The following is a 12343-nucleotide window of genomic DNA, read 5'->3' on the forward strand; positions in this document are numbered from 1 at the left end:
TGCCCGGCGCCAGCGTATGGCGTGAAACCCCATCCTAAAATGACAGCCAAGGGAGGCGCGCATGACACAGGTCGGCGTGATCGGCATCGGGGATATGGGCAGCGGACTGGCCAAGAACCTGATCGCCAACGGATTTGAAACATGGGGCAGGGACCTGTTGGACCACCGGCAACAGGCGTTTGTCGATATGGGTGGACGGGCCGCGGCCTCCACGGCGGAGGTCGGGCGCAACGCCGAAGCCGTGTTCGTGATGGTGATGAAAGGGGCCGAGGCGCATGAGGTGATCCTCGGCCCGCAAGGGCTGGCCGAGACCATGGCACCGGGCGGTGTCATCCTGCTCACCGCGACGGTCAAACCGGCAGAGGCGCGCGCGATTGGCGAGGGGCTCAACGGCACGGGCCTGCACCTGATCGACAGCCCGGTTTCTGGCGGCTACCCCGGTGCGCAAAGCGGCACGCTCACCATGATGGCCGCAGGCAGCGACGCAGCGCTGACCAAGGCCCGCCCGGTCATGGAGGCTGTGTCGACCAACATCCACAGGGTCGGCACCGCACCCGGCGACGGGCAAACGGTCAAGGCATGTCTGCAATCGCTGATCGGCGCGCAATTCTCCGCCACGTTCGAGGCCGCCGCATTGGCCGCCAAGGCGGGCGTGCCGGGGCAGGTGATCCTCGACGTGTTTTCCACGTCGTCCGCAGGGTGCGGAGTGGTCAACAACGCGCTGGAAAAGATCATCGACCGCCAGTTCGAAGGCACCGGCAGCCATATCAACACGATGCACAAGGATCTGACCATTTCCATGGCCTTGGGCGAAGAGCTTGGCGTGCCCCTCCACACGGCGGCGTCGGCAATGCAGATCTTCCACGCCGGACGCACGCGCTATCCAAATGGCGACAACTGGACCTGCACGCGAGTGATCGAAGAGATCGTGGGCGCCGAACTCCACCGCAACGCGGCCAAGGTGACGCGATGAAACTCGGCGTGATCTGCGACGGGATCAGCCGCGACCTAAACCATGCGCTCGACGTGATGGATGAATTCGAACTCACCTATGCGGAGCTGCAATTTGTCGGCGACACCGAGGTGGGCGATCACAGCCGCGACGAAATCAACAGTATCAACAAGCGCCTGCGGCACCGGGGCAAACCGGTCTCGTGCCTGTCGCGCCATATTTTTGCGGGCATGACGAAGGACAACCGGCCCGGTGATCCCCTGCACAGCAGCCACATGGATGCGCTCAAACGCGTCATCGATATGGCCCACATCGTGGGCAGCCCGCTGGTCCGCATCATGACCCCGAAGAAAGAACAGATCCTCTGGGGCAGCCATGGCGCGGAACGCTGGAACGTGGCGCAAGGCGCGTGGGACACCGTCGCACCGCTGATCGCCCCGGCAGTGGAGGTGGCGCGGGATGCGGGCATCACCCTCGTGGTCGAGACCGGCAATGGCACCATGGTCAACTCCAACTACACCGCCCGCAAACTCATCGACGAGCTGAAGGCCAAGGATGCGCTCAAGGTGCTCTGGGATCCGGCCAACAATTGCTGGTGCCACGAACTGGCCTATCCGGACGGCTACGCCGAAGTGCAGGACGGCTATCTCGGGCATATCCATATCAAGGACGTGTTGGTGGATACGCCCCGCGCCACGCTGGAAGTGCGCGAGATGGGCAAGGGGCAGCTTGGCCCCCTGTTCCACCCGATGGCGGACGCCCTGCGCGCCGACGCATATGACGGCGTGATCAGCTTTGAAAGCGTGTACCACCCTGGCAATGGCGATTTCGAAGAGGGGTTTCGCGCCTCCATCAACCTGTTCAAAGAGGTCTTTGGCCCTTGATTGCCCTCGCATTTTCGTGTGCAGCCCTGCAAAGAAGGCGGGGGCATGCACATATGTCCCCGCACAGGAACCGCGCGAGAGCCCAGACATGACCACCCCCGCCCCTTTGCCGCAACTGGATGAGATCAAAGTGGCCGTGATCGGTCTGGGCTATGTCGGCCTGCCGCTCGCGGTCGAGTTTGGCAAAGTGCGCCCCACCGTCGGCTTTGACCTGTCCGCGGCCCGCGTGGCGTCTCTGCGCGCGGGCACTGACAGCACGGGCGAGGTTGACGACCTTAGCGTTGCCCCGCACCTGACCTACACCGATGCGCTCACCGACATTGCCGATTGCAACGTCTACATCGTCGCCGTGCCGACCCCGATCGACAATCACCGCCAACCCAACCTTGCCCCACTGCTCGCCGCCAGCCGCGACATCGGCAGCGTGATCAAACGCGGGGACATCGTCATCTTCGAAAGCACGGTCTATCCCGGTGCCACCGAAGAGGACTGCCTGCCCGAGGTCGAGGCCGCCTCCGGCCTGACCCGCAACGTGGATTTCTATGCCGGCTACAGCCCCGAACGCATCAACCCCGGTGACAAGACGCGCCCCCTGCCCAAGATCGTCAAGGTCACCTCCGGCTCCACACCCGAGGCCGCCGACCTGATCGACGCGCTCTATGGCACGATCATCACCGCCGGTACGCATAAGGCGCCCACCATCCGCGTCGCCGAAGCCGCAAAGGTCATCGAAAACACGCAGCGTGACGTCTCCATCGCGCTCATCAACGAGCTGTCGATCATCTTTTCCCATCTCGACATCGACACAAACGCCGTTCTGGATGCCGCCGCGACCAAGTGGAATTTCAACCGCCTGTCGCCGGGTCTCGTTGGGGGGCACTGTATCGGCGTGGACCCGTATTACCTGATCGACAAGTCGATCACTGCGGGCCACATCCCCGACATCATCCGCATGGCGCGCGAGATCAACGATGGCATGGCCCGCCACGCCGCCGCGCTCCTGATCAAAAAGATGATCCAGCGCGAGGCCCGCGTGCACGGCGGACGCGCCCTGGTGCTTGGCGTGACGTTCAAGGAAAACTGCGCCGATATCCGCAATACCAAGGTCGTGGACATGATGACCGAATTGTCCAGCTATGGGCTGAATGTGGATCTGCACGACCCATGGGCCGATGGGGCAGAGGTTGGGGCGACCTATGGCGTGGACATGCTGCCCGATCTGCCGGGCGAAGACGGCGCATATGACGCCGTGATCCTCGCAGTGTCCCATGATGATCTCGTTTCCATCGGCTCGGGTGCCCTGCGCAAGCGGCTCGCGCCCAACGGCGTTCTGTTCGATATGAAGGCGGTTTTCCCCGAAGACGAAAGTGACCTGCGTCTCTGACAGGGCATTGTCCCGAAAATTGTGATGTGCTTTGCATCGCGGCCTGTGCAAGTCTCTGTTCAAAGGACTGAATTCGGGACAGATACATGCAAAGAGAAGTGGTCGCGCAGCGGTCGGTCCTCCCGGACCGTAGCCCCGTGTACGCACTGGTTGGCGAAGTCGACCTCGTGGTTGTGCGCTTCGATGACAACATATCGGTATTCTATGGCCGGTGCCTGCACCGCGGCGCGCTCATGTCGGACGGGTTCGTGCGCGGTGACAACCTGATCTGCGGTGTGCATGACTGGGATTACCGCCTCGACAGCGGGGTCAGCGAATACGCCAATGACGAGGCGCTGCCAAAGTTCACAAGCTGGCTCGAGGGCGACGACATCTGTGTCGATGCGGATGAAATCAACGCCTGGGCGCACGCCAACCCGCAGCCCTTCAATCGCGATGCCTATCTTGGCCTTTATGCCGACACGTCGCACGGCACCGCCGAAGAGCCCTATAACGGGCTGATCCAGCAATATGCCCGCGACGGTCTGACCAAGACGGGCCATCACGGCGTCGTCGATGCGATGGGCGTGCCGCGCGACCAGCTGCCCGACTGGGACGATATCCAGCTGTTGACCGCCCAGCTGCACAAGGCGCCTTTGCTGGACGATGATCCCGTGGGCACGGACGTGGTGATCGGTCCCAACGCGCAGAAACCGCTGCGCCTCGACATCCCGCTTTTTGTCTCCGACATGTCCTATGGCGCGCTGTCCGAACCGGCCAAACTGGCCCTTGCCCGCGGTGCAGAGATCGCAGGCACTGGCATCTGTTCGGGCGAAGGCGGCATGTTGCCGGAGGAGCAGGAAGCCAACTCGAAGTACTTCTACGAACTCGCTTCCGCCCGGTTCGGCTTCAGCTGGGACAAGGTGCAGAAATGTCAGGCCTTCCACTTCAAGGGCGGGCAAGGGGCCAAGACCGGCACCGGCGGGCACCTGCCCGGCAACAAGGTCCACGGCAAGATCGCCGAGGTCCGCGGCCTCGACGAAGGGCAGGATGCGATTTCCCCCGCCCGCTTCCCCGATTGGACCGACCCCGCGCAGATCAAAGACTTCGCGGACGAAGTACGCGACCGTACCGGTGGCATTCCCATCGGGTACAAGCTGTCGGCCCAGCATATTGAAAAGGACATCGACGCCGCGCTCTCCGTCGGCGTGGACTATATCATCCTCGACGGGCGCGGCGGGGGCACCGGGGCCGCCCCGATCATCTTCCGCGACAACATCTCCGTGCCGACAATCCCCGCGCTGGCGCGTGCGCGTGCGCATCTGGACCGGTTGGAACGCTCTGACGTGAGCCTCGTCATCACCGGCGGTCTGCGGAAACCGGCGGATTTTCTCAAGGCGCTGGCCTTGGGCGCGGACGCGATTGCGCTGTCCAACTCCGCAATGCAGGCCATCGGCTGCATCGCCATGCGGGCGTGCCACACCAACAACTGCCCCGTGGGCATCGCAAGCCAAAAACCGCATCTGGTCAGCCGCCTTGTCGTTGAAAAATCCGCCCGCCAGCTGGCCAATTTCTTCGACGCCAGCACCGAATTGATGCAGGTCATGGCCCGCGCCTGCGGCCATGACCACCTGTCCAAATTCAACGCAAATGACCTCACGACATGGAAAAAAGACATGTCCGAGATCGCTGGTATTTCATTTGGAGGTGTCGCATGACCGATCAACTCGACTGGATTTCCGTAGGCCACACCGGCGACCTGCCCGAAGGGCGGGTCAAGACCGTCACCGCGCGCACAACCTCCATCTGCCTGTCGCATTTCGACGGCCAGTGGGCCGCGATGAACAACCATTGCCCGCACCAACGCGGCCCTTTGGGCGAAGGCTCCATTGAACGTGGCGAGGGCGGCAAATGCTGGATCCGCTGCCCCTGGCACGGCTGGGATTTCGACCCGCTGACGGGCAAACCGCCCGGCGGGCACGAGGACAGCGGGCAGGACATCTATCCGGTGAAGATCGAAGGGGACGAGATCTTTGTCGGGCTGGAGCCCGAGCCGCCGCACACCCGCACCGTGTCCGACCAGATGGCCGAAAGCATGGTGAACTGGGGCCTGCACCATGTGTTCGGAATGGTCGGGCACTCAAACCTCGGGCTGGCGGACGCCATACGGATGCGTGTTGAAGCGGGAGAGCTGAAATATGTCGGCATCCGGCACGAAGGGGCCGCCGCCTTTGCCGCCTCCGCCTATGGCAAACTGACGGGACACCCCGCCGCCTGCCTGACCATCGCGGGACCGGGGGCGACAAACCTGCTGACCGGGCTCTGGGATGCCAAGGTTGACCGTGCGCCGGTCCTCGCCCTCACCGGTCAGGTCCAGACACAGGTCTTTGGCCCCGGCGCGTTTCAGGACATCGACCTTGCCTCTGCCTTCGACGCGGTGACGCAGTTCAGCCAGACGGTGCTCAGCACCTCCAAACACTCCGAACTCGTGTCGCTCGCGATGAAGAACGCGCTGGTGGAACGGGACGTCGCGCACCTGATCTTCCCCGACGATATGCAGACGAACCCCTCGGACGCTCCCGCCTCCACGCCCGACGGGCGCATGGGCCGCGCCGTGGTCAAACCGTCCGATGATGATGTGGCCGACGCGCTCAAGTTGTTGAACGGGGCCAAACGTCCGATCCTCGTAATCGGCCACGGCGCGTGGGACCACATGGACGCCATCGAACGGCTGGCTACCGACCTCGGCGCGCCGGTCCTGACCACGTTCAAGGGCAAGGGCCTCTTGCCAGACAGCCACCCCAACGCCGCAGGCGTGCTGGGCCGCTCCGGCACGCCCATCGCGTCGTGGTTCATGAACGAGGCCGACCTGATCCTGACCCTTGGCACATCCTTTTCGAACCACACCGGGATCGAGCCGTCCAAACCCATCATCCAGGTCGACTTCGAACGGATGCAACTGGGCAAATTCCACCCCGTCGACCTGCCCATCTGGTCCGAGATCGGCGCGTTCTGCGACGCCATCGGCCCCGCAATCCAACGCCCCGCCGACGCCCCCGACCAGATCACCGAACTAGCCGACCGCTGGGACATCTGGCGGCGCGAAAAACGCTCCCGTATGGAGGAGGAAACGGCCAAGGGCATCCACGCCTTTGCCATCTTCGACGCGCTATCCCGTGTCGCCCCGGCGGATGCGATCATCGCTGTGGATGTGGGCAACAACACCTACAGCTTCGGGCGCTATTTCGAAACGAAGGGCCAGCGCGTGCTGATGTCGGGTTACCTCGGCTCCATCGGGTTCGGCTTCCCGGCGGCCATGGGCGCATGGGCCGCGACGCAGGATTTCGACTGGCTCAAGGGCCGCAAGGTCATCTCCATCTCCGGCGATGGCGGGTTTGGCCAATACCCGATGGAGCTGACGACAGCTGTGAAATACGGCATGGATATCACCCACGTGCTGCTCCACAACGGCGAGCTGGGCAAGATCACCAAGGAACAGAAATCCGGCGAATGGCCGGTGTGGGAAACCTCCCTGCACAATCCGTCCTTTGCCGCATTCGCCAAGATCTGCGGCGCGCACGGGGAAAAGGTCGTGTCCTCCGACGCCATCGAGGCTGCGCTGCAAAAGGCGCTGGATGTCGACGGCCCGGCACTGGTCGAGATCATGACAGACGCAGAACTGGTGTAGGGTGGGCAATCTGCCCACCACCCGCCGTGCGTCTTAACGTGTCGTTCACAATTAGCATCGCGCGGTGTCTTAACCCGGGCTGCTGTGCACCACCGGTGCACACCCTGTGCACAGGGCGTGTACGCCTTGTGCATCGCGGATGCGCATTGTTTTTATGGCGTTAACCCGCCTATTGCCGCCGGGCATCACAAACCGGCGCTACCCGTTGCGCGTGCGCTACCCCGTGCGCCCGTCAAACGTCTTGACGGTGATCCCTTCCGCCTCCAGCGTGCGACGGACAGAGGCGGCAATCTCCACCGCTTCGGGCGTGTCCCCGTGACAGCAGATCGTGTCGATCGGCGTCTCGATCCGCTTGCCGCTGTCGGTGATGATGGCCTGCGCCTTGACCATCTCGACCATCCTTTTCCCTGCAAGATCAGCATCATGGATGACCGCACCGGGCTGACGCCGATCCACCAACGTCGCGTCGTCATTATAGGCGCGGTCGGCAAAGATCTCGCAGGCAAAGGTGGCACCAATCGACCGTGCCGCACGCTCCTGCGCCGTGGCTGCCAGCACCATGATGATTGCGTCCGGATGGGCTGATAGCGCCGCCTCATAACAGGCGCGCGCCATCTCCTCGTCCTCGGACGTCATGTTGCCGAGCGCGCCGTGCAGCTTGATGTGACGCACCTTTGCCCCCAGGGCGGCGGCCATGCCGAGGGACGCGCCCACCTGACAGCGGATGGAGTTCTGTAATGATTCCAATGGCATCTGAATGCGCCGCCGCCCAAACCCCTGAATGTCCGGCAGGCCGGGATGCGACCCGATGCCCACGCCACGCTTCAACGCGATCCCCATGGTCGTCGCCATCACATCCGGGTCACCGGCATGGGCGCCGCATGCGATATTGGCGGAGGTCACGGTATGCAAAAGCGCGGCATCGTCCCCCATCTTCCAGGGGCCAAAGCTCTCGCCCATATCGGCGTTCAGGTCGACTTGCATTTGTTCATCCTTCGTCGAGGGCAGACACCACACCGTCCACCAGTTGATAGCTCAGCAGATCCTGCATCGTCGCTGGATCGCGCACCAGAGGCGTCACGGCTTTGCGCAACGCGCCCCATGTCGTATCCGCCCGCGCCTGTATCGCGATCCCTTCCTCCAGCGTGACAAAGCTGAACCGCAGCTCTGCCCCCGCCGGGGCCTGCACCACGCGCGGCAGATCGCAGGGCAGCACCGTGCCGATGCGGGGGTACCCGCCCGTCGTCTGGCTTTCGGCGAGCAGGACAAATGGCGCGCCGTCACCGGCAATCTGGATGTCGCCGGGCACGATCACCTCGCTCACCACGCTCAGCTGATCGGGGTTGGAAAACCCCTGATCGCTGTCCATCCGGACGCCTTGCCGGTTGGCGCGCGGATCCCGTTTGAACACCGTCTTTTCAAAGCGCTGGCGGGTGTCGATGTCAAAATCGAGCGTCTGCATGCTGGGCACGATCCGGACCTGACCACCCGCAAAACGAGGATCGCGCGGCAGGGTCAAACCAACCGCGCCGTCGCCACCGCCCACGGGCAGAAAATCCCCCGCCGCGATCAACGCGCCGAGGCCCGTTGATTGATGCGTCGCGCGCGCACCCAGCACCAGATCCGTAGCAAACCCACCGCCCACATGCAGATACCCATAGGTGCCGTCCCGCGTCGGACCAATCACCAGTTGCGCACCCGCTGGCAACACGTGGCTTGCGTTCCACGCTACGGCGTCGCCATCGATACTGACGGTCATCGCGGCGCCGGTGAAGGCCACGCGCATGTCCTGTGTCGCCTCGAACGTACCACCCGTGCCCACCATCTCGAGCACCGCGCACTCCGGCGACTGGCGCAGCAGCGCCGCCCCCTCGTGCACCGCCAAAAGGTCCGCAGCACCGCCACGGGTCAGCCCCTTGGCCAGGAACCCGGGGCGTCCGAAATCCTGTACGGCGACGCCGGGACCGACCTGATGCACCTGCAAGCCCGTCATTCGAGAACCACCCGTTCCGCGCCGTCAATTCCATGCGCCTCAAGGCGCGCCAGTTCGTCCGCCGTGATCTCGGCAAAGCGTATTTCGTCGCCGGGGCTCAGGGGGAACGGGTCCTCCGCCGCAGGCCTGAAACAGCGGAACGCCGATTGACCGACATGGCGCCAGCCGGTGGGCGTGTCCTTGGCAAAAAGGCAGATCTGCCGGACGGCCGCGACCAGCGCCCCTTGCGGCACGTTCGGGGTCAATCCGACCTGCCGGGGGATGTCCCAATGGGGCGCCAGCGTGCCCAGATATGGCTGACCCGGTGCAAATCCGATGGTCAGCACCCGCAGCCGCGTCTGCGTCAGCTCGTGCAACGCGTTCGCCGCAGTCAGCCCCGCCGCCTCGGCTGCTTCATCAAACTGGGGCGCACGGGCACCGCCGAACACCGCCGGAATGGTCCACAATGTCCGCCCTGCGGGCAAAGGTGCCGCGAGCCAGTCCCGCTCTGCCAGCACCCCGGCCAACACATCCCGCAATCCGTCAAATCCGTGCGTCGCCAGGTCCACCCGAAAGAACGCGGAAACGAGCGTGCTGCTGCTTTCCTCGACCTGTGGCAAGGCCAGCGCATCCACCGCGCCCCGAAACGCGATCGCGGCACGGTTGGCCGCGTCCGTTGCCTTGTCGCCAAAGGTGACAAGCACACCGCCCAGACCCACAGACTGTATTTTTGGAAAACCGGTCATATGCGCCAAACTAGCCACATCGCCGCGCGGCGCAATCGCTTAGACCGGATCGCGCAGCCAGCCGTCCTCGAACAGGACCGTCGATACACCGGCCAGCCGCTTCACACGCTCCAGTTCTCCTTCGAGGGCACGGATACGCCCCTTGCCCCACCGCGTTTTGCGTTCCGGCCACACGGCCCGCACCCGCAACGTATCGGTGTCGCGAAAGGCCTTCATGTCGATGCGCCCCGCCAGCCGATCCCGTTCCAGAAGCGGAAAGACATAGTATCCATACGTCCGCTTGGCTTCGGGCACGAACACTTCGATCCGGTATTCAAACCCGAAAAGCCGTTCGGCCCGCGCCCTGTCGCGGAGTGCAGGATCAAAGGGGCTGAGCACCCGCAGGCGGGGGCAGGGGGGCTGCTCCAACGCGGGGTCGTCCATCACGTCCGGAAAGGCAAAGGCGGCGCGTGTCGACCCATCATGGGACGTCACGTTGATCTCGATGATCCGCCCTGCGCTCAGCGCCTCGGCACACCACGCCTTGGCTTCCGCCGGCGATATGTGGTCCCAAAACCGGGCCAGCTCGCCCGCCGTGGCAAACCCCAACCGGGCCAGCGCCTCACGGCAGCACCAATCAATCGTCTCAACCGCATCCGGGGCGTTGCCGATCTGTGCGCGGTCCAGCACCCGTTCCGTCAGGTCGTAGTATTTGCGAAACCCCTCGCGACCAACCACGGCCAGCGCCCCGCTGCGCCACAGGTATTCCAGCGCCGTCTTGGACGGATGCCAGTCCCACCAGCCGCCAGACCCGCGCGTCTCTCCTTCGCCCACATCTGCGGAACACACCGGACCGCGCGCACGGATCATATCCAGCACTTCGGGAAACTTGGCCTCAAACCCGGCACGCCGCGCCTCACCCCAGCGTTTGCGCAGCAGCGCCGCATCCCGTTCGCGGCGCAAATGCCAGTAGGGGTAAAATCGCATGGGCACGACGGCTGCGTCGTGGGTCCAGTGTTCAAACAGCGCGCGGTCGCGTTCGTAAAGAAGTTTTAGGGATTTCGGCCGATACCGTGGCCTGCGCGAAAACAGGATCAGGTCATGGGCCCGGGCGACGGTGTTGATGCTGTCCAGCTGCACGAAACCGAGCCGTTCGATCAGTGTCAGCAGTTCGGTCCCATTGGCTGCCCCCTGCGGCGTCTCACACAGCGCATGGCGATCCAGAAACAGGCGCCGCGCTTGCGCATTGTTGAGCGTCGGTACGCTCACGCCCCCAACGTGCGGCGCAGCGTATCGCCATAGGAAATCTTGGGGGTCAGGGTGATTTGCCGGGGCTCCGCGTCACCGTCTTGCGCCATGCGGTCGCGGATGATTTCAGCCGCAGCACGCCCGATCTCAAGCCGGCAGGCATCCGTCGTGGCCAGCTGGCGCGGCAGACCCTGCAGCAACTCAACCCCGTTGAACCCCGCCAGACCAATCTGTCCCGGCACGTCCACCCCCTGCTCCAGCAGGTACAGCAGGCCGCCCGCACCGATCATGTCATTGGAGTAATACAGAAAATCCAGTTCAGGGTGCTCATCGAGCATCGCCGCCGTCATCTCACGACCCTTGGCCAACGCAGAGCCGCCCTCGTAGAAATCCCGCGCTTCGATTTCAATCCCGGCCTTGGCGAGCCCTTCGGTCAACCCTTCGAACCGTTTGCGCGCACGATGATCCCGCGGCATCGACGTGCCCATGAACCCGATCCGGCTGTAGCCCTGTTTGAGGATCGCACGGGCCATGTCCAATCCTGCCTGCCGGTGCGAAATGCCGACCATGCTGTCGACCGGGTTGCCGTCCGTATCCATGATCTCGACCACGGGAATGCCGGCATTGCGCAGCATTGCGTTAGCCGCATCCGAATGCTCAAGCCCCGCGATGATCACACCTGACGGCCGCCACGACAGCATCTCGTAGAGGACGCGTTCTTCCTTGTCGCGCATGTAATCCGTGACCCCGAACACCGGTTGCAAGGGGGTATCCTCAAGCACCTGATTGATGCCGGTCAGCACTTCGGGGAACACCATGTTCGACAGGGATGGCACGATGACGGCCACCAGGTTCACATGCTGCGACGCCAGGGACCCCGCGATCTGGTTCGGCACATAGCCAAGCGTTTTGGCCGCTTCGAGCACCTTTTGCCGTGTGGCTTCGGAAACGTCGCCGCGGTTGCGCAGCACGCGACTGACGGTCATTTCCGAAACACCGGAAGCTGCGGAGACATCGCGAAGGGTAAGCGGGCGGTGAGGACGTTCGGTCACGTGCGTTCCTTGGGATCGTTTGCCCGAGTTACCGCCAAAATGCCCACAACATCAAGCGCACGCGCCGTCGCAGCCGCGGCTTAAGTCGTGACATTCATGGGATGCGCCCGTAAATCAGGAGGGCGCGGCCCCGTGGCTCAACTGGATAGAGCAGCCCCCTCCTAAGGGGCAGGTTGCAGGTTCGAATCCTGCCGGGGTCGCCAAAACTGCATAAAAGTCATGGAATGTTCGCCAAGGCTTTGGGAACTATCAGGCAAAAATTCCCGCTTCGGTGGCCGTTGAAATCGCGGAAACCGACCGAAATTGAGCACGAAACCGCACCGCATTCGCAAATTTTCTTGCGTTTTTAACGCTTTCCCTGCGCCCGTACTGACCTTGAGCGTCGGATCGAAACGGGAGCCAGGATGGAGATGGGGCAAACCGAACCCAGCACTCAACATAAAGACCCAACTGCCACTC

The 12343-nt window shown here is 63.6% G+C and carries 10 protein-coding genes and 1 tRNA gene; 6 read left to right on the top strand and 5 right to left on the bottom strand.

Going from position 1 to position 12343, the window contains the following annotated elements:
• The first annotated feature begins 61 nt into the window (after positions 1–61).
• From ACERHN_RS11050 to ACERHN_RS11070, 5 genes are all read left to right on the top strand, one after another.
• Entirely contained in the window at positions 62–973 is a 912-nt protein-coding gene (locus tag ACERHN_RS11050) for an NAD(P)-dependent oxidoreductase (protein ID WP_415919079.1), read from the top strand.
• The gene (locus ACERHN_RS11055; protein WP_415919080.1) at positions 970–1836 is read left to right on the top strand and encodes a sugar phosphate isomerase/epimerase family protein; all 867 of its coding nucleotides are present in this window, start codon (positions 970–972) and stop codon (positions 1834–1836) included. The genes ACERHN_RS11050 and ACERHN_RS11055 overlap by 4 nt, the downstream gene beginning before the upstream one ends.
• An 88-nt stretch (positions 1837–1924) precedes the next feature.
• A complete protein-coding gene (locus ACERHN_RS11060) occupies positions 1925–3220 on the top strand; it encodes a nucleotide sugar dehydrogenase (protein WP_415919081.1) in 1296 nt (431 codons plus the stop codon).
• Positions 3221–3306: 86 nt separating this feature from the next.
• Positions 3307–4917 (top strand): glutamate synthase-related protein, encoded by a 1611-nt coding sequence (locus ACERHN_RS11065; protein WP_415919082.1) that lies wholly within the window; start codon positions 3307–3309, stop codon positions 4915–4917.
• A complete protein-coding gene (locus tag ACERHN_RS11070) occupies positions 4914–6887 on the top strand; it encodes a thiamine pyrophosphate-dependent enzyme (protein ID WP_415919083.1) in 1974 nt (657 codons plus the stop codon). Before ACERHN_RS11065 ends, ACERHN_RS11070 begins: the two co-directional genes overlap by 4 nt.
• A gap of 216 nt (positions 6888–7103) precedes the next feature.
• Here ACERHN_RS11070 and ACERHN_RS11075 read toward each other — a convergent pair whose 3' ends face one another.
• From ACERHN_RS11075 to ACERHN_RS11095, 5 genes are read right to left on the bottom strand one after another with little or no spacing between them, the layout of a single operon-like run.
• Positions 7104–7871 carry a LamB/YcsF family protein gene (locus ACERHN_RS11075; RefSeq protein WP_415919084.1) on the bottom strand — a complete coding sequence of 256 codons (768 nt, stop codon included), beginning with the start codon at positions 7869–7871 and terminating at the stop codon, positions 7104–7106.
• A gap of 4 nt (positions 7872–7875) precedes the next feature.
• The gene (locus ACERHN_RS11080) at positions 7876–8880 is read right to left on the bottom strand and encodes a biotin-dependent carboxyltransferase family protein (RefSeq protein ID WP_415919085.1); all 1005 of its coding nucleotides are present in this window, start codon (positions 8878–8880) and stop codon (positions 7876–7878) included.
• Positions 8877–9605: a 5-oxoprolinase subunit B family protein gene (locus ACERHN_RS11085; protein WP_415919086.1), complete on the bottom strand. Its 729-nt coding sequence runs from the start codon at positions 9603–9605 to the stop codon at positions 8877–8879. Before ACERHN_RS11085 ends, ACERHN_RS11080 begins: the two co-directional genes overlap by 4 nt.
• A 39-nt stretch (positions 9606–9644) precedes the next feature.
• Positions 9645–10853, bottom strand: a complete 1209-nt coding sequence (locus ACERHN_RS11090; RefSeq protein ID WP_415919087.1) for a winged helix-turn-helix domain-containing protein — start codon at positions 10851–10853, stop codon at positions 9645–9647.
• Complete coding sequence (locus tag ACERHN_RS11095; protein WP_415919088.1) at positions 10850–11818, bottom strand: LacI family DNA-binding transcriptional regulator; 969 nt, start codon at positions 11816–11818, stop codon at positions 10850–10852. The genes ACERHN_RS11090 and ACERHN_RS11095 overlap by 4 nt, the downstream gene beginning before the upstream one ends.
• Positions 11819–12010: 192 nt before the next feature.
• On the opposite strand from ACERHN_RS11095, the gene ACERHN_RS11100 reads away from it, so the two are divergent.
• Positions 12011–12087, top strand: a tRNA-Arg gene (locus tag ACERHN_RS11100).
• Positions 12088–12343 lie beyond the last annotated feature (256 nt).

The sequence above is a fragment of the Tateyamaria rhodophyticola genome, assembly GCF_047777875.1.
Taxonomy (GTDB): Bacteria; Pseudomonadota; Alphaproteobacteria; order Rhodobacterales; family Rhodobacteraceae; genus Tateyamaria.

Coding starts and splice junctions, on each gene's coding strand:
- ACERHN_RS11050 (WP_415919079.1), top strand. CDS start 62: ATGACACAGGTCGGCGTGATCGGCATCGGGGATATGGGCAGCGGACTG.
- ACERHN_RS11055 (WP_415919080.1), top strand. CDS start 970: ATGAAACTCGGCGTGATCTGCGACGGGATCAGCCGCGACCTAAACCAT.
- ACERHN_RS11060 (WP_415919081.1), top strand. CDS start 1,925: ATGACCACCCCCGCCCCTTTGCCGCAACTGGATGAGATCAAAGTGGCC.
- ACERHN_RS11065 (WP_415919082.1), top strand. CDS start 3,307: ATGCAAAGAGAAGTGGTCGCGCAGCGGTCGGTCCTCCCGGACCGTAGC.
- ACERHN_RS11070 (WP_415919083.1), top strand. CDS start 4,914: ATGACCGATCAACTCGACTGGATTTCCGTAGGCCACACCGGCGACCTG.
- ACERHN_RS11075 (WP_415919084.1), bottom strand. CDS start 7,871: ATGCAAGTCGACCTGAACGCCGATATGGGCGAGAGCTTTGGCCCCTGG.
- ACERHN_RS11080 (WP_415919085.1), bottom strand. CDS start 8,880: ATGACGGGCTTGCAGGTGCATCAGGTCGGTCCCGGCGTCGCCGTACAG.
- ACERHN_RS11085 (WP_415919086.1), bottom strand. CDS start 9,605: ATGACCGGTTTTCCAAAAATACAGTCTGTGGGTCTGGGCGGTGTGCTT.
- ACERHN_RS11095 (WP_415919088.1), bottom strand. CDS start 11,818: ATGACCGTCAGTCGCGTGCTGCGCAACCGCGGCGACGTTTCCGAAGCC.